This is a genomic window from Micromonospora sp. NPDC048898 (assembly GCF_043198035.1).
Classification (GTDB): Bacteria; Actinomycetota; Actinomycetes; order Mycobacteriales; family Micromonosporaceae; genus Micromonospora.
Map to the genome: position 1 here is coordinate 260,755 of NZ_JBICUF010000006.1, position 17,107 is coordinate 277,861.

General features: G+C 72.9%; 15 protein-coding genes. 7 read left to right on the top strand and 8 right to left on the bottom strand.

Going from position 1 to position 17,107, the window contains the following annotated elements:
- Positions 1-245 precede the first annotated feature (245 nt).
- The 3 genes from ACGFIQ_RS19010 (at position 246) to ACGFIQ_RS19020 (ending at position 3,302) form a co-directional block, all read left to right on the top strand.
- Positions 246-875 (top strand): TetR/AcrR family transcriptional regulator, encoded by a 630-nt coding sequence (locus tag ACGFIQ_RS19010; RefSeq protein ID WP_393245191.1) that lies wholly within the window; start codon positions 246-248, stop codon positions 873-875.
- 33 nt (positions 876-908) lie between these two features.
- Positions 909-2,402 (top strand): MFS transporter, encoded by a 1,494-nt coding sequence (locus tag ACGFIQ_RS19015; protein ID WP_393245193.1) that lies wholly within the window; start codon positions 909-911, stop codon positions 2,400-2,402.
- 108 nt (positions 2,403-2,510) lie between these two features.
- A complete protein-coding gene (locus ACGFIQ_RS19020) occupies positions 2,511-3,302 on the top strand; it encodes a maleylpyruvate isomerase family mycothiol-dependent enzyme (RefSeq protein ID WP_393245195.1) in 792 nt (263 codons plus the stop codon).
- Between the two features lie 41 nt (positions 3,303-3,343).
- Here ACGFIQ_RS19020 and ACGFIQ_RS19025 read toward each other — a convergent pair whose 3' ends face one another.
- Positions 3,344-4,543, bottom strand: a complete 1,200-nt coding sequence (locus ACGFIQ_RS19025) for an RtcB family protein (protein WP_357523555.1) — start codon at positions 4,541-4,543, stop codon at positions 3,344-3,346.
- Between the two features lie 578 nt (positions 4,544-5,121).
- Here ACGFIQ_RS19025 and ACGFIQ_RS19030 point away from each other — a divergent pair.
- Together ACGFIQ_RS19030 and ACGFIQ_RS19035 are read left to right on the top strand one after the other, a co-directional pair.
- Positions 5,122-6,513 (top strand): glycosyltransferase family 39 protein, encoded by a 1,392-nt coding sequence (locus tag ACGFIQ_RS19030; RefSeq protein ID WP_393245197.1) that lies wholly within the window; start codon positions 5,122-5,124, stop codon positions 6,511-6,513.
- 36 nt (positions 6,514-6,549) lie between these two features.
- A complete protein-coding gene (locus tag ACGFIQ_RS19035) occupies positions 6,550-7,509 on the top strand; it encodes a helix-turn-helix transcriptional regulator (protein ID WP_393245199.1) in 960 nt (319 codons plus the stop codon).
- Here the strand turns inward: ACGFIQ_RS19035 and ACGFIQ_RS19040 are convergent.
- Together ACGFIQ_RS19040 and ACGFIQ_RS19045 are read right to left on the bottom strand one after the other, a co-directional pair.
- The gene (locus ACGFIQ_RS19040; protein WP_393245201.1) at positions 7,497-8,045 is read right to left on the bottom strand and encodes a hypothetical protein; all 549 of its coding nucleotides are present in this window, start codon (positions 8,043-8,045) and stop codon (positions 7,497-7,499) included. The genes ACGFIQ_RS19035 and ACGFIQ_RS19040 overlap by 13 nt on opposite strands.
- Positions 8,046-8,111: 66 nt before the next feature.
- Complete coding sequence (locus ACGFIQ_RS19045; protein ID WP_393245203.1) at positions 8,112-9,419, bottom strand: RICIN domain-containing protein; 1,308 nt, start codon at positions 9,417-9,419, stop codon at positions 8,112-8,114.
- A gap of 158 nt (positions 9,420-9,577) precedes the next feature.
- Here ACGFIQ_RS19045 and ACGFIQ_RS19050 point away from each other — a divergent pair, with 158 nt between their 5' ends.
- A complete protein-coding gene (locus tag ACGFIQ_RS19050) occupies positions 9,578-10,765 on the top strand; it encodes a spore photoproduct lyase family protein (RefSeq protein WP_393245205.1) in 1,188 nt (395 codons plus the stop codon).
- Here ACGFIQ_RS19050 and ACGFIQ_RS19055 read toward each other — a convergent pair whose 3' ends face one another.
- Together ACGFIQ_RS19055 and ACGFIQ_RS19060 are read right to left on the bottom strand one after the other, a co-directional pair.
- Positions 10,766-11,620 carry a M15 family metallopeptidase gene (locus ACGFIQ_RS19055; RefSeq protein ID WP_393245207.1) on the bottom strand — a complete coding sequence of 285 codons (855 nt, stop codon included), beginning with the start codon at positions 11,618-11,620 and terminating at the stop codon, positions 10,766-10,768.
- Positions 11,621-11,721: 101 nt separating this feature from the next.
- Positions 11,722-12,690 carry an acetylxylan esterase gene (locus tag ACGFIQ_RS19060; protein WP_393245209.1) on the bottom strand — a complete coding sequence of 323 codons (969 nt, stop codon included), beginning with the start codon at positions 12,688-12,690 and terminating at the stop codon, positions 11,722-11,724.
- Positions 12,691-12,874: 184 nt separating this feature from the next.
- Between ACGFIQ_RS19060 and ACGFIQ_RS19065 the strand changes: the two genes are divergently transcribed.
- On the top strand, positions 12,875-13,909 hold the full coding sequence (locus ACGFIQ_RS19065; protein ID WP_393245211.1) for a LacI family DNA-binding transcriptional regulator: 1,035 nt from the start codon (positions 12,875-12,877) through the stop codon (positions 13,907-13,909).
- Between the two features lie 120 nt (positions 13,910-14,029).
- On the opposite strand, the gene ACGFIQ_RS19070 is transcribed toward ACGFIQ_RS19065, so the two are convergent.
- From ACGFIQ_RS19070 to ACGFIQ_RS19080, 3 genes are all read right to left on the bottom strand, one after another.
- A complete protein-coding gene (locus tag ACGFIQ_RS19070) occupies positions 14,030-14,869 on the bottom strand; it encodes a peptidylprolyl isomerase (protein ID WP_393245213.1) in 840 nt (279 codons plus the stop codon).
- A gap of 123 nt (positions 14,870-14,992) precedes the next feature.
- Positions 14,993-16,204: a D-alanyl-D-alanine carboxypeptidase family protein gene (locus ACGFIQ_RS19075; protein WP_393245215.1), complete on the bottom strand. Its 1,212-nt coding sequence runs from the start codon at positions 16,202-16,204 to the stop codon at positions 14,993-14,995.
- A gap of 47 nt (positions 16,205-16,251) precedes the next feature.
- On the bottom strand, positions 16,252-16,980 hold the full coding sequence (locus ACGFIQ_RS19080; RefSeq protein ID WP_393245217.1) for a MerR family transcriptional regulator: 729 nt from the start codon (positions 16,978-16,980) through the stop codon (positions 16,252-16,254).
- Positions 16,981-17,107 lie beyond the last annotated feature (127 nt).

Consider the following 17,107-nt stretch of genomic DNA (forward strand, 5'->3'; position numbering starts at 1 on the left):
GCATGTCACCTACATAAGCAGATCAACAACCCATTGGTCAAGCGCGGATCCCTGAGAAAGCCGCCTGCCATCGCGCGGAAGCCGCCGCGGCCGTCCTGATTCTGACCACCTGATTCATCCGTCGGACTCCTCGTGGAAACGCAATCGTTTCCTGGATGCGGTGCGACGCAACTCACGAAAACCTGCACGATCACACAACCGCGAACTAGGGTCGGTACGACATCGTTTCGCCGGGGGGTGCGGGCATGCTGGGTGGTCAGCAGGTGGGAGCGGGTGCCGGGGTCCCGGTGGCCCGGGCGCCTCGCTGCATCGCGGGCGACCTGTTCGCGGTGGTCATCGACCTGCTGCGCGAGGTCGGCTTCGACCGGATGACCATCGACGCCGTCGCCGCCCGTGCCCACGTCAGCAAGGCCACCATCTACCGGCGCTGGGACGGCAAGGCCGAGTTGGTGGTGGCCGCCCTGCGTGACCGGCACGTCGGGGTGCACAACCCGCCCGACACCGGCACCCTGCGCGGCGACCTGATCGAGCTGCTGCGCGCCACGGCCGCGATCTGCGTGGCCGACTGCGACCTGATGCAGGCGTTGACGTTCGCCATGCGGACCAACCCCGAGTTGGAACGCCTGGTGCGCCACCAGGTGCTGCCGGCCGGACGGGTGGCCAGCACCGCCATCCTGGTCCGTGCCGCCGCCCGCGGGGAGATCCCGCCCGAGGCCGGCGAACGGGAGCTGTTCCACGATCTCGCGCCGGCACTCACCCTGTCCCGCATCGTCGCGCACGGCCTGCCCGCCGACGACACGTTCCTCATCCAGGTCGTCGACCAGGTGCTCATCCCGGTCCTCCGCTACCAGCCCGACCGCCCATCTCAGGCCTGACTCATCGACATCCGCAACACGGAAGGCTTCACCATGCCCGGAACCACCTCGACCGCACCTGGCGCACCCGGCGCCGGGGCGTCGACAGGCGCGCCGCACCCGCGGCGCTGGATCGCGTTGGCGGTCATCGCGGTCTCGCAGCTGATGGTCGTCCTGGACGCCACCATCGTGAACATCGCACTGCCGCAGGCCCAGGACGACCTGGGCATCACCGACGCGAACCGGCAGTGGGTGATCACCGCCTACACGCTGGCCTTCGGCGGGCTGCTGCTGCTCGGCGGCCGGATCGCCGACTTCTGGGGCCGTAAGCGCACCTTCCTGGTCGGCATGACCGGCTTCGCGCTCGCCTCCGCCCTGGGTGGCCTGGCCACCACCGGCGGCATGCTCTTCGCCGCCCGCGCGTTGCAGGGCGCGTTCGGCGCGCTGCTCGCCCCGGCCGCGTTGGCGCTGCTCACCGTTCTCTTCACCGAGGCCACCGAGCGGGCCAAGGCGTTCGCGGTGTACGGCGCGATCGCCGGCGGCGGGTCGGCCGTCGGGCTGCTGCTCGGCGGGGTCCTCACCGAGTACGCCGACTGGCGCTGGTGCCTGCTCGTCAACATCCCGGTCGCCGCCATCGCCATCGCGTTCGCGATCCCGCTGGTGCCGGAGAGCCGGGCGCACGGCAACACCCGCTACGACGTACCCGGCGCGGTCGTGGTGACCGCCGGCCTGGTCTCCCTGGTGTACGGCTTCACCAAGGCCGCCGAGGACGGCTGGGACGCCACCGCGACGCTCGGTTTCATCGCCGCGGGCGTGGTCCTGCTCGCCGCCTTCGTGGTGATCGAGCTGCGCTCCAGCCACCCGCTGCTGCCGCTGCGAATCGTCCTGGACCGCAACCGGGGCGGGGCGTTCCTCACCTCCACGCTGATCGGCGCCGGCCTGTTCGGGGCGTTCCTCTTCCTGACCTTCTACTTCCAGGTGGTGCTGCAGTACAAGCCGCTGGAGGCGGGTCTCGCGTCGCTGCCGGTCACCGCCGGTGTGCTGATCGCCGCGGGTGGCGCCAGCCAACTGATGCCGCGACTGGGCGCCAAGCCGCTGATGCTCGCCGGTGCCGCGCTCGCCGCCGTGGCCATGCTGGTGCTGACCCAGATCGACGTGGACACCTCGTTCCTCACCCACCTGCTGCCCGCCCAGGTGATCCTGGGCCTGGGGCTGGGCTTCACCTTCGTGCCGCTGTCCAGTCTCGCCCTGGTCGGGGTGCCGGAGCACGACGCCGGCGCGGCCAGCGCGACGCTCAACGCCACCCAGCAGGTCGGTGGTTCCCTGGGCACCGCACTGCTGAACACCTTCTACACCAGCGCGGTCGCCGCCTACCTGGTCGGCCGGGCGCCGAACCCGGTCAACCAGGTCGCGGGCCTGGTGCACGGCTACCGCGTGGCGTTCGCGTGGGGCGCGGTACTGATCATCCTCGCCGGCCTGGCGACCCTGTTCCTGGTGAAGGTGCGCAAGGAGGACATCCCAACCGGCAACACCGTGCACATGGGCTGACCCGATCGACGTGGCCGCCGGTCGGACGCCCCGAGCGTGGGGTGGGCCGGCCGGCGGTCGTGTCCGGTAACGTCCCGACCATCGTCGAAAATCCGTTTGAGGAGATCCATGTCGACCCCTGCTGACCAGATCATCACCGCTCTGCGCGCGGGCCACGAGGAGCTGGCCGCGCTCGTCCGCGGCCTCAAGGACGACGACCTGCTCCGCCCGTCGGGGGCCAGCGAGTGGCAGGTGTCCCAGGTGCTGAGTCACCTGGGCAGCGGCGCCGAGATCAACCTGGCGACACTGGACGCCGCCCGCACCGGCGCGCCCGGCCCGGACGGCGACTTCAACCGTGGCGTCTGGGCGCGCTGGGACGCGATGTCGCCGACCGAGCACGCCGCCGGGTTCCTGGCCGCCAACGAGCGGCTGGTCGAGGCGTACGAGGCGCTGGACGCCGAGACCCGGGCGTCGATGCGGATCGACCTCGGCTTCCTGCCGGAACCGGTCGACGTGGCCACCGCGGCCCGGTTCCGGCTCAGCGAGTTCGCGCTGCACCAGTGGGACGCCGAGGTGGCGTTCAACCCGTTCGCGGCGGTGACCCCGGATGCGGTGCCGCTGCTGCTCGACCAGATCGCCGGCATGCTGGGCTGGACCAGCCGGCCGCAGGAGCTGGCCGGGCGGGAGGCCACCCTGCTGGTTCGCCTGCACGCACCGGAGCGGACGTTCGGGCTGCGGCTGGGCGAGAAGGTCGAGGTCGTCGACGCGCCGGAGCAGGCCGACGGTGAGCTGGTCGCCCCGGCCGAGGCCTGGCTGCGGTTGGCGGTCGGTCGGCTCGGCTCCGCGTACACCCCGGAGGGGGTGGAGGTCACCGGCCCGCTCACCCTGGATGACCTGCGCCGGGTCTTCGTCGGCTTCTGAGCGTCGCCGCGCGGGCCGGTCGGCCCGGCCCGCGCGGCCTCTCAGCCCTTCACGCAGACCACCTGCTTGAGGTGCGCCACCACCTCGACCAGGTCGTCCTGCTGGGCCATCACCTCGGTGATGTCCTTGTACGCGCCGGGGATCTCGTCGACCACCCCGGCGTCCTTGCGGCACTCCACCCCGGCGGTCTGCGTGGCCAGGTCCGCCGTGCTGAACGTCCGCTTGGCCTGCGCCCGCGACATCCGCCGCCCGGCCCCGTGCGAGGCCGAGCAGTACGCGTCCGGGTTACCCCGACCCCGCACGATGTACGACCCGGTGCCCATCGAGCCGGGGATGATGCCCAGGTCGCCCCGGCCGGCCCGGATCGCGCCCTTGCGGGTGACAAGCACGTCCACCCCGTCGTAGCTCTCCTCCGAGACGTAGTTGTGGTGGCACGAGATCGGCTCGTCGTAGCCGACCTGCGGGAAGTGCTCGCGCACCACACCGCAGAGCAGGGCCAGCATGACGGCCCGGTTGCGCCGCGCGTACTCCTGCGCCCACCACAGGTCCCGCCGGTACGCGTCCATCTCCGGCGTACCGGCGAGGAACACCGCCAGGTCCCGGTCGGGCAGGTCGGCGTTGTGCGGCAGCCCTCGGGCCACCCCGATGTGCCGCTCGGCCAGTTCCTTGCCGATGTTGCGGGACCCGGAGTGCAGCATCAGCCACACCCGGCCCTCGTCGGCACCGCCCTGCTCCAGGCAGACCTCGATGAAGTGGTTGCCCCCGCCGAGGGTGCCGAGCTGCCGCCGCGCGCGGGTCTCCAGTTGCGCCACCCGCCGGTCCAGGCCCGCGAAGCGGCCCCAGAAGTCGTCCCAGCCGGCCTGCTCCAGGCCACGGATCCGACGCGTGTCGACCGAGTCCTGCCGCTGGGCGAAGCCGACCGGGATGGTGGCCTCGATCGCGGACCGCAGCCCGGCCAGGTCGTCCGGCAGGTCGGCGGCGGTCAGCGAGGTGCGCACCGCCGACATTCCGCAACCGATGTCGACGCCGACCGCGGCCGGCGAGACGGCCTGCCGCATGGCGATGACCGAGCCGACCGTGGCGCCCTTGCCGAAGTGCACGTCGGGCATGACGGCGACGCCCTGCACCCAGGGCAGCGCGCCGATGTTGCGCAGTTGCCGGGCGGCCTGCGGCTCGATGGCGTACGGGTCGGTCCAGACCCGGACCGGTGCCCGGGTGCCGGCGAGGGGGGTGAATCCCATCGTGGTCTCCTTCTGTCGTGCGGTGACCGATAGTGATCAAGTTTTGTCCGGCCGGGTCCGGCGGCGGGCGCGGATACGAAACGGCCACCCGATCCCGGTGGGATGGGCGGCCGGCGGACGCGTCAGCGTCGGCGTCAGTCGCGCCACCCCGGCTCGTTGCCCCGCAAGCCGCCATCGGCACAGGATGTGGCACTGCCAAGCACAGACGCGCCGGCAGGAAGCAGGCGCCGGGCGGCATCGGTGCGGATGCGTCGTGGCACGGCGTACTCCCTTCGGGTGTGCTCGGTCGAGCTTGCACCGACGAGACTAGGAGGGCTGCGGCGCGTCCGCAATGGATATCGCCGCTCCCGGCTGCCGGCGCGCTGTTCACCGTATGTCCGACTGCGCGACGTGACGTGCTCACCTGGCGCGGCTAGCTTCGCGCGGGCACTGTCCGCCCCTGTTCCGGGAGAACCACCATCACCACCACCTGGCCGTCGCACCGCGTCGGCACGATCGACACCGCAGCGGACCTGACCGGGACTGACGCGGATCGGAAGGCGTACGACAAGGGGTCTGACTGGGCGGTGGTGAGCTGGGTGACCCCCGCGCTGGTGGCGCTGGTGCTGGGCTGGTGGCGGCTGACCGGTCCGGCGCTCTGGGCCGACGAGTTGGCCACCTGGGGCGCGGTCCGGTTGAGCTGGTCGCAGCTGTGGCAACTCGCCGGTTCGGTGGACGCGGTCCTGACGCCCTACTACGCCCTGATGAAGGCGTACACCACCGTGGCCGGCACGTCCACGGCCGCGTTACGGCTGCCCTCGGTCGCCGCCGTCACCGTCGCCACGGTGGTGGTGACCGCGCTCGGGCGTCGACTCGGCGGCACCGGGACGGGTCTGTTGGCGGGGCTGCTCTTCGCGATCCTGCCGGTGACCTCCCGGTACGCGCAGGAGGCCCGGTCCTACGCCCTGGTGATCCTCGGTGCCGCTGTCGCCGTGTGGTTGCTGATCCGACTGCTGGGGGAGCCCACGCGACGGTGCCTCGCCGGGTACGCCGCCGCCGTCGGTTTCGTCGGGCTGCTGCATCCGCTCAACGGTCTGCTGATGCTCGCGGGTCACGCCGTCGCGGTCGGCTGGTGGCAGTTTCACCGACGCACCCAGGGCCGGCGGACCGTGGGGCGTTGGGTGACGGCGGCCGGTGTGGGAGTGCTGCCGGCGCTCGCGCTGTCCGTCTGGGGCTGGGGTCAGGCGGCCCAGGTGTCCTGGATCGCGCTTGTCAACCTGGCCGCCCTTCAGGCGTTCCCGGAACGGCTCTTCCACTCCGCGGCCGTCGGCGGGCTCGTCCTCGTCCTCGCGGTTCTCGGCGTACGCCGTGCACCGGCGTCCGTCTGCCTGGCCGGCGCGGCGTTCGTGCCGATGGTGCTGCTGTTGCTCGCCGGCACCCATCTGCACGTCTGGGTGGCCCGCTACGTGCTGGTCGTGCTGCCGGCGCTTGCCGTCCTCGCGGCGTCCGCCCTGGCCCAGGTCGGGCGGTCGTCGGCAGTCGTCGCGGTCGGCCTGGCCGTCGGCCTGGCCGTCCCCGCACACGTCGCCGTGCGCGCCCACGCCGGCCACGGCCAGGACTCGTACCGCATCGCGGCGGTCATCGGCCCCCGCTACCAACCCGGCGACGTCGTGGTGTTCCCGGACAGCCACCCGAGCATCCCCTGGTCACCACGCGACATCTACGAGCGCTACCTGCCCGCCCCGCGCCCCCCGGACGTGCTGCGCGTCGCCCCGCAACGCCGCGACGGCAGGTTCCTGGCAACCGAGTGCCCGGACGCCACCTGCCTCGGCACACCACCGCGCGTCTGGGTCGTCGGGGCCGATCCCTCGGCCGACCCGCTGCACGACATGGTGCCCGGCAAGCGGGAGCGGATCAGCGCCGGCTACCGGGAGGCACAGCGCTGGCGGTACCCGCTGCTGAGCATCACCCTCCTGGAGCGCACGACCTGAGGGCCGGCTCCGCGACGGTAGGGCAGACTCGCGGGCATGGTGGAGACCTCGGTGCGCCTGCTGCGGCTGCTGACCCTCCTACAGGTTCGCCGGGCGTGGTCCGGCGCGGAGCTGGCCGACCGGCTGGCGGTCACCACCCGCACCGTCCGCACCGACGTGGAGCGACTGCGGGTGCTGGGCTACCAGATCGAGTCCCAACCGGGGGTCGCCGGGGGTTACCGGCTCGGTGCGGGATCGGCTTTGCCGCCGCTGCTGCTCGACGACGACGAGGCCGTGGCGGTGGCCGTCGGGCTGCGGGCCGCCGCCGCCGGTTCGGTGACCGGCATCGAGGAGACGTCCCTGCGCGCGCTGGCGAAGCTGGAGCAGTCGTTGCCGTCGCGGCTGCGGCACCGGGTGGACGCCCTGCGGGCGGCAACGGTCTCGGCTGCGGGCGGTGGCCCGACCGTGGACGCCGACACGATCACCACCATCTCGACGGCGGTGCACCGGGCGGAGCGCCTGCGGTTCGACTACGCCGGGCACGACGGCACGGCCACCGTGCGCGACGTCGAGCCGTACCGGCTGGTCTACACCGGTCGGCGCTGGTACCTGCTGGGCTGGGACACCGACCGGGCCGACTGGCGCACCTTCCGCGCCGACCGGATCCAGCCCCGGGTGCCGACCGGCCCGCGCTTCGCACCCCGGGAGCCGCCAGGTGGTGACGCGGTCGCGCACGTGCTGCGCGGCGTCGGCTCCGCCGCCTGGCCGCATCCGGCACGGGTACGCCTGCACGCGTCGGCGGACCAGATGGCGCAACGCATCCCCAGCACGGCGGGCCTGCTGGAGGCGATCGACGAGCGGAGCTGCCTGCTGCACACCGGTGGGGAGTCGCTGACCAACCTGGCCGCCTTCATCAGCACCCTGGAGGTCGACTTCGACGTGCTCGACCCGCCGGAGCTGCACGCCGTCGTGCGTGCCGTCGCCGGCCGGTTCGGTCGGGCCGCTCAGGTGTCGTAGCGGCCCTGCCGTCGCCGGTGATAGGCGTAGGCGACCGCCGCGAGCAGTGGCCCCCACAGCAGCAGCGGGAGATAGCAGGCATAGAAGATCGCCGCCTCCCACGCGCCGCCCTGGGTGGGAAAGTCCGGCGGGAGCGGCGTGCCTCGCACGGTGGCCCCGGCGAATATCCGGGCGAAGGCGGTGGTCCACAGGACGGCCAGGACCGTCGCCCCGAGCGTCGCGGGAATGAGGGCGGCCGGCGTCGGCACCCGGCGGCCGCCCAACCCGGGAATCCAGTGCGGGAACCGCTCTCCCCAGGCGGCGACGAGTCCGACGGCGGTGAACGCGATCAGCTCCGCCACGATCGAGAGGCAGACGACGTACACCCGCCCGTCGAACCCGACGCCGTCGCGGAACGCGACCGGGAGCCGCCAGAGGCCCGACGGCAACACGGTGAACGGGATGGTGTACGCGGCGATTCGCGCCCAGCGGGGCACTCCCGCCACCGGGGCGTGGGCAGCGCGCCACGCCCCGGCCAGCCGGTCACTTGTCGTCATGCCGCTCACGCTAGGAACCGAGCGTGCGCGGCACCTCCCTCCGGCGAGGGAGTGCGCTCCCCCGGGTCAGGCCTGCGGCACCAGCCGGAACGACTGCGCCGCGGTGCCGTTGCAGGCGTACTGGATGAGCTGGACGCTGTCCGCCGTGGACGCCCCGGGCACGTCGAGGCACTTGCCGCTGAGCCGGTTGACCAGGCGGTAGTAGCCGCCGCCCTCGGACTCGGCACGCCACTGCTGGTTGTTGCCGCCGCTGTAGGACCAGAGCTGGATCGGCGCCGAGTCGGCGGTGGAGCGGTCGGTCACGTCGAGCACCTGGACGGCGTTGGTGCGGTTGTTGACCCGCAGGTAGCCGCCGCTGGTCGGCACGAACTGGTACTGCTGCGCGGCGCTGCTGTTGCACGCGTACTGCTGGATGGCGGTGCCGTTCGCGCTGGCGGCGGCCCGCGCGTCCACGCACTTGCCGTTGCCCCGGTTGACCACGGTGTGCCAGGCCGTCGGCGAGATGCCGTCGGTCGGCGGGGGCGTGGTCGGGGGGACCGTGCCGGCACCGGCGAGCCAGTGCAGCCCGTCGATCAGCAGCTGGTTCTGCTGTGCGCTGTCGAACGTGGACGACAGACCGGTGTTGGTGTTGTAGTTCATGGCGTTGTGCCCGAAGTTGGCGTAGAGCATCTTGTACTGCCGGTTGCTCCACACCAGCGGGTAGTACCCGCCGTACCAGGACTGGTTGGGGTCGGTGCCGACCGGGAAGCTGGACGCGTCGACCGAGGCGAGGATGTCGATGTTGGGGTTCTGCCGCAGGTCGTTGCTCCAGGAGTACCACTCGCTGATCGACGAGGGGAACGTCGCGGGCAGGTTCCGGGTGGCGGGGTGGGTGCGGTTGTCGGCGCGCATCGTGACCCGGGTCGGTCCCCAGGTGTTCGTCTGGAACGAGCCGGTGCCGAGGAAGGTGTTGTAGTACCAGCTCCAGCTCGACGGGTTGGTGGTGAACGCGCTGACGTGGAAGCCCAGCCACGCCCCGCCGTTCTGCACGTACTGCTGGAACGCGGCCCGCTGCGCGGTCGGCGGTGCGTCGTCGAGGAACATGACGACCTTGTACTGGGCCAGGTTGGCGGAGTTCAGCAGGCTCCAGTTGTTGGTGGCCTCCCAGGAGAAGCCGTACTGGGCGGCGGCCTGCGGGAACCAGGCGCGGGCGTCCTTGACGAAGTCGATGTGCGCGGCGTCCCAGGTGCCGTTGTAGAAGGCCAGGACCTTGAACGTCGGCGCGGCCTGCGCGGAACGCGAGGCGTTGACCGCGAGGCCGGCGCTCACCGCGACGACGAGGGCGACGAACAACGACAGGATTCGTCGGGTACGGGAGGAGAGTTCTGCGATCACCTGATCGTCCCTTCGGTGGGGGACGCGCGCCGCCGCGTCGACCTGCATCTGTTCACAAGGTTTACAGATAGACGAAAGGTTATGCGGTGTCACCGATGGCGTCAATCGCGGGTCGGCCGATCGGGTGGGATTCTCGCGACAGCGGGTACCCCGGCCGGATGACCAGCCCGGACGCCGTCGATGTCGACCAGCCACTCGCCGTCGACGTGCCCGCCGCGCCGCACGACGCCAGCGGCGAGTGGGTGCCGACCCGTGACCTCGCCGGGCTCGCACCCGCGGCCCGGCCGGCCCGTCGCTGGACCCCGCGTCGGGTGGTGGCCACCCCGGCCGCCCTGGACCACCCGCACGGTCAGCGGATCGTCGAGCGGGTGCGGGCACAGGGCATCGAGGTGGAGCACCTGCGCTCCAACCGGCTCACCGGGGTACGCGGACAGACCGACCGGGAGACGTACGCGCGGGCCAAGGCCACCATGGCGATCGTGGTCAGCCCACCCTCGCGGCGCACCCTGCAACCCATCGCGCCCAGCGCCGACTGGCGGGTCGACCTCGCCGAGGGCTGCCCGGCGCACTGCCAGTACTGCTATCTCGCCGGATCGCTGTCCGGCCCACCGGTGACCCGGGTGTACGCGGACCTCGACGACATCCTGGCCGGGCTGGCCGCGTACGCCGGGCGCGGGACGGTGACCAGCCGTAACGCGCGGCGCGCCGACGAGGGCACCACCTTCGAGGCGTCCTGCTACACCGACCCCCTGGCGCTGGAGCACCTGACCGGCAGTTGGCGGCGGGCGGTGGAACACTTCGCCGACTGGGACGCGCCGGTGCAACTGCGCTGGACCACCAAGTACGCCGACGTGGACACCTTCGTCGGGCTGCCGCACGCCGGCCGCACCCGGGTCCGCTTCAGCGTCAACTGCGCCCCGGTGAGCGAACGCTTCGAGGGCGGCACCGCCCGGGTGCCGGAGCGGCTGGCCGCACTGCGCCGGCTCGCCCTCGACGGCTACCCGGTCGGGCTGACCATCGCCCCGATCATCGCGCTGCCCGACTGGCGGGACCGCTACGGCGAGTTGCTCGACCAGGTCCGCGCGGCGGTCGACGGGGTGCCGGAGCTGGACCTGACCGCCGAGCTGATCACCCACCGGTTCACGCCGGGCAGCAAGGAGGTGCTGCTCGGCTGGTATCCGCGCACCCGGCTGGAGATGGACGAGGAGGCGCGCAGCCGTAAGCGCGGCAAGTTCGGCGCGGTGAAGTACGTCTACCCGCGCGACACCATGACCGAGCTGCGCGCCTGGTTCACCACCGAGCTGGCGACCCGGGTGCCGGCCTGCCGGATCCTCTACTGGACCTGATCACCCGAGCGACGAGCGGGCGACCGGCGCGGCGAAGAACGTGTCCGGGTACGGCTCGTCGCGCAGGCTGTAGTGCCACCACTCCCGGTCGTAGTTGACGAAACCGGCGTCGGTCATCAGCCGCTGCAACAACCGCCGGTTGTCCCGTGGCGTCCCGGTGATCCGGGGGTCGGCGGTGTGCGCCCGCGAGTCGAAGCAGTCGAAGCCCGTACCCATGTCGATGCTGTTGTCGGCGAAGCGCTGCCCCCGGGGTGCGGTGCAGGCGACAAGCGGCTGCCCGGCCCGGTACGCGGGCTGGCCGGCGGCGGGCTCGTCGACGAGCGTCAGGTCCATGGTGCTGCCCCGGCTGTGCGCGGTGGGCGCGCCGATGTAGCCCTCGGCGAAGAGCCGGTCCTTGGCCACGTCCGGGTAGAACTCGACCTTGGTCTGCTGCTCGCCGGGGCGCTTCGACCAGGCCACGAAGTCGTCCACCGCCGGCTGCGGGCGGTAGCAGTCGTACACCTTGAGGCTGTGCCCACCGGCCAGCGCGGCGTCCTGCACCCGGCGCAGCGACTCGGCGGCCTGCCGGGTGAGCAGGCACAGCGGCTCGGCGTAGCCGGTGATCGGGCGGCCGACGAAGTTGTGCGCCGTGGCGTAGCGGATGTCGGCGTGGATGCGCGGGTCCAGGTCGGTCAGCACCACGAAGCCCGGCAGCCGGGGCGCGGCGGCGGCCGACGTGCTGGGGGTGGGCCTGGGGGCGGGGGTGGGGCTGGCCGGCGTCGACGGCGGCGCGGCCGGCGCGGGGCGGGGTTCCGGTCGCGAACAACCACCGAGCAGCGCGGCGAACGCGAGCACGACGGCGATGCGATGGCGCACGAGTCCTGTCTATCAGCCCCGCCCGGCACGGGGTGCCGGATCGGCTCAGCCCCGGCCGGCACGCCGTGCCGGCTCAGCCCCGCCCGGCACCCGGTGCCGGCTCAGCCCTCGGTCAGGTGGTCGCGGAGGAAGACCAGCGCCGACTCGTCGTCGTCGATCCCGCCGGCCTCGTGGCCGTTGTACCGCCACACCGCCAACTCGGTCGGCCCGGCGTGTGCGTTGACCGCCGCGTACACCGTCGACGGCGGCACGATGTCGTCCATCAACGCCACCGAGTACTTCGCCGGGCGGCGGCAGCGCCGGGCGAAGTTGACCCCGTCGACGTACGCGAGGGTGGTCAGCACCCGCTCCTCGGCGTCGCGGTGGATCGCCAGGTAGTCGCGGATCTCGCGGTAGGGGCGGGCGGCGGTGGTCACCACCGCGCGCGGCATGTCGCAGAGGAACGGCACGTGCGCGACCACCGCCCGCACCCCGGGTGCCAGCGCACCGGCGGCGAGCGCCAACCCGCCGCCCTGGCTGTGCCCGAGCACCGCCACCCGGGTCGGGTCGACGAGCGGCAGGGTCCGGACGGCGTCCACCGCCCGGACCGCGTCGGTGATCAGCCGCCGGTAGTAGTAGGTCTTCGGGTCGGTGATGCCGCGGGTGGTGACGCCGGGCGCCTCCGGGCCGGCCGCGCCGAGATCCGGGGTGTCGCCTCGGCTCCATCCCGAGCCCTGCCCCCGGGTGTCCATCTGGAGGTGCGCGAACCCGGCCGCCGCCCAGAGCAGGTTCTCCAACGGGTGCCCGCGCCCGCCGCCGTAGCCGGCGAACTCAACCACCGTGGGCAGTGCCGCGTCGGCGCCGTGCGGCACCCGCAGCCAGGCTCGCACGGTCTGGCCGGCGAACCCCGCGAAGGTCACGTCGAGGACGTCGATGCTCGTCAACTCGGTCGCGACCGGCTCGACCCGGACCGGCCAGCCGGCGTCCCGGGCGTCCGCCAGGGTGTCGGCCCAAAAATCGTCGAAGTCCGCCGGGTCCCGGACGATGCCCCGGTAGTCGCGCAGCTGTTCCTCAGGTAGATCGGTGTACATGCCGCCCTCGGTCCGCCGAACTTCCGGAAAGCTTCCGCAACTTTGCCGAACGCTAGAACCGACCTGGCATGTCGTCAACCCCCGTCGGTGAGGCAAGATGGCGCGTGGAACGGGCACACCGTTCCGGGATCCTCGGTTGACGACGTCTCGTGGTCGTTCTTCCGGCTCGGTGAAGGAGACGCGGGTGGGCGCGGACGACGGACGCAGGGTGACCATCACCGCGATCGCACGGGAGGCCGGGGTGTCGGTGCCAACCGTGTCGCGGGTGCTCAACGGTCGCTCCGATGTCGCCCCGGGCACCCGGGAGCGGGTCGAGGAGTTGCTGCGCCACCACGGCTACCGGCGTCGCACCAGCCGCAGCGTCCGCCGCGCCGGCCTCGTCGACCTGGTCTTCAACGACCTGGACAGCCCCTGGGCCGTGGAAATCATCCGGGGCGTGGAGGATGTCGGGCACGGCGCGGGCGTCGGCACGGTGGTCTCCGCGATCCACCGACAGCCCACCGCCGCCCGGCAGTGGCTGCAGAACCTGCGCACCCGGGCCACCGACGGCGTCATCTTCGTGACCTCACACCTGAGCCCACCGCTGCACGCGCAACTGCGCCGGCTCAACGTGCCGGTGGTGGTCGTCGACCCGGCCGGCGTCCCGGCCATGGACGTGCCGACGATCGGTGCCACCAACTGGGCCGGCGGGATGGCCGCGACCGAGCACCTGCTCGCGATCGGGCACCGGCGCATCGGCCTGGTGGCGGGGCCGACGCACCTGCTGTGCAGCCGGGCGCGGCTCGACGGTTACCGGGCCGGGTTGGAGAGCGCCGGAGTGCCGGTGGACGACGCGCTGATCTACCCGGGCGACTTCTACCACTCCTCCGGGTTCGCCGGCGGGACCGCGCTGCTCGACCTCCCCGATCCGCCGACCGGCATCTTCGCCGCGAGTGACCAGATGGCCTTCGGGGTCTATGAGGCCATCCGGCGCCGAGGGCTGCGGGTGCCCGACGACGTGAGCGTCATCGGCTTCGACGACCTGCCGGAGGCCCGCTGGGCCTCGCCACCGCTGACCACTGTGCGCCAACCGTTGGTCGAGATGGGACGGTTGGCGGCACGGACCGTGCTGCGCCTGGCCCAGGGTGAGGGCATCGACTCGCCGCGGGTGGAACTCGCCACCGAGTTGGTCGTCCGTGACAGCACCGCCCCACCGTCCGGGTCGTCCGGCCCGTCGTGACGGTCGGAACCGGGTCGGAGACCGGGTGGACCAGTTCCGGTCCGATCCCGAAAATTTCGGGTGCCGGGATGACCACGCCGGCGCGGTGAACGACCGGGGGTCGCCCACCGCGCCGCACGGTCAGTGGTGGTGGTGTGCGCGGACGGCCTTGTGGATGGTCACCGGCAGCGCGGGCGCGCCGTCGACCGGCGCCGGGTCCTCGGCGGTCGGTGCCACTCCCCCGGCGGCGATCCGGTCCAGGGTGGCCAGCCCGGCCGCGTCGACCTCGCCGAAGATCGTGTAGTTGGGCCGCAGCGCCGAGTTGGCGTAGACCAGGAAGAACTGGCTGCCGTTGGTGTCCGGCCCCGCGTTGGCCATGGCCAGCACACCCCGGGCGTACACCCGGCGTTCCCCGGTCGGGTCGGTGGGCGCCGGCGGGAGGCCGGTCGGCAGTTCGTCGCGGTACCGGTATCCCGGGCCACCCTCGCCGGTGCCGGACGGGTCGCCGCACTGCAACACGCTCAGCGTGGGGTACGCGGTGAGCCGGTGGCACGGGGTGCGGTCGTAGAAGCGCTTGCCGACCAGGTGCAGGAAGCTCTGCACGGTGCACGGCGCGGCGGCCCGGTCCAGGGTCAGCCCGATCGGCCCGTGGTTGGTCTTCAGGGTCACCCGGACGCTGCCCCGGTCCGGGGTCCGTCGCGGGTCGGGCGGCAGCGGCACCGGCCGGGCCGCGGGCTCCTCGGGTGTCTCGGTGTACGCGCACGGGCCGTGGGTGGTGCGCGGCGGTCGGGTGGCGGCGTCAGCGGCGGTGGACGACGCGGTGGAAGCGCCCACCGGGGCGGCGGGCGCGGCGACCGCGCTCGCGGACGCCCCGACGACGAGCGCCCCGGCGAACACTGTCGCTCCCGCGAGGCGGGACAGGGCGCGCAGCGGTCGGCGGGGGGCCGCCCCGCCGGGGCGCGGTTCGAGTTCACTCGACACGGTGATCCTCCTGGACTCGTGGTGCCAGAAAGACCGGAGTCTATGGAGGCCCGCGCCCGATGTCGATCCGTCCGGGCACCCGCCGGCTCAGGGCCGCCGGCGGCGCTCGGTGCGGTCTGCGGCTCAGGGCAGCCGGCGGCGGCGCCGCCACAGCAGCCCACCCAACAGCGCCAGCACCGCGGCGCCGCTCGTCGCGGTCACCGCCCACAACCACCCCGAGCCGGTACGCGCGGGCCCGCTGGCCGCCGCCGGCCGGGGCGCACCGGGTGCCGCCAGCGCGGACGGCCCCGCCGTCGGCGTGGCGGTCAACTCCCCCGCCTCGACCAGCCGGCCGACGGAGGCGTCCCGGGGCAGCGTGAAGCCCCAGTCCAGCAGGGCCGCACCCTGCTCCCACCCGCGCTTCGGCGCCGACTCGGCACCCAACAGGGTCACCACCAGACGCCGCCCGTCGCGTTCCGCCGCACCCACGTAGGTGTGCCGGGCCAGGTCGGTGAAGCCGGTCTTCCCCCCGAGCGCACCCGGGTACCGGTAGATGAGCTGGTTCTCGTTCTGGATCTGGAAACCCTTGGTGCGCTGCGCCGCCTGGGTGGGAATCTCCGCCTGCTCGGTCAGCGCGTACCGGCGGAAGGTCGGCTCGGCGAAACAGGCCCTGGCGATCAGCGCCAGGTCGTACGCGCTGGTGAACTGCCCCCTGCCGTCCAGCCCCGACGGGGTGACCGCGTGCGTCTGCAGCGCGCCGAGCCGGTGGGCCTGCTCGTTCATGGCGCGTACGCCGCCGGCCGCACCGTCCGCCCCACCACCCATCCGGGCCAACACGTTCGCGGCCTCGTTACCGGAGTTGAGCAGCAGACCCAGCCAGACCGTCTCGATGGTGTAGCGGCCGCCCGCGACCAGACCCACCGCCGAGGAGCCCGGCTCGATGAGCATGTCGTCCTCGGTGACGGTGACCGTCTGCTTCGGGTCCAGCCGGGGCAGCATCGTGGCCGCCAGCAGGAGCTTCTGCACGCTGGCCGGCGTGCCGTACTCGTGTGGGCCGCAACCGCCGAGCACCTGGCCGCTGTCCAGGTCGGCGACCAGCCACGACGTGGCCGTGATCGCCGGTGGCGCGGCGGCGTCGGCCGGCACGACCAGGCCGGCCGTGTCGAGCGCCGCACCGCCGACCACCCGCTGCTCGGGCACGGCGGGCGGGGGCGAGGGCCGGGGCGGACGCGACATCGCCGGGGCCGGCACCCGCGGGCAGCGCACGGTTGCCTCGGCGGGCGTTCCCGCGGCGGCGACCGGCGCGGGAGCGAGCAGGATGGCGGACGCCGTGGCCGCCAGCAGCGCAGCTCTCATGTGCCCGACCCTAGTCAACAAGATCGCCCGGCGGGACGGGATGACTGTCAACCCGCGTCGCCGCGAGCGCGCAGGTAGTCGTGCAGGGCGGCACTGCCCCGCAGCCTGCGCAGGCTGCGCGCGTGCAGGTCCTGTTCGCGGCGGGCAAGCTCGGCGCGGACCCGCTGGGCGCTGCCGGTGGTCCGCAACTCCCCCAGCACCGCCGCGATGATCTCGAACGGGTACGCGCCTCGGCGCAGCAGCGCGATGACCTGCGCGGCGCGTAGTTCCGCCTCGTCGTACACCCGGTAGTTGGTGCCCGGGGTGCGGCGCGGCCGCAGCAGTTCGCGCTGCTCCCACAGACGCAGCTGCGAGGTCCGCACCCCGACCAGGGCGGCGACCTCGCCGATGCGGGCACCGTGGCGTGCCGCGGGCCGGGCCGCGGGTGGGCTGGCCAGCACCGTCTCGAAGGCGCCGAGCACCCGGCGGATCTCGGCGCGTTCCCGGTCCAGCTCGGCGTGGCCGCCGTCGAGCGCCGCCAGGGCCGCCGGCAGGTCGCCCTGGTGCACCGCGGCCATGACCTCCCGGGTACGGCTCCAGCCGTGCCCCTCGGCCAGCCGCCGCGCCACGGTCAGCGCCCGGGCGTGCTCGCTGGTGAAGATCCGGTAACCGCTCGGGGTGCGCCGCACCGGCGGCAGCACACCCAACTCGACGTAGTTGCGCACCTGCTGCACCGAGATCCCGACGGTGGCCGCCAGGTCCACGGCGCGTAACCGATCCTCCGGGGCGACGTCCACGCCAGCCACCGTACCGCTTACGACGTGATTTGAGACTTTCCGGGGCGTGCTGCCAGAGCGTGCGCTGCGATCTCGCCGAAAGTCTCTACGTGGGGATGAATGAGACAATGGAACCCGTCAGCTTCGG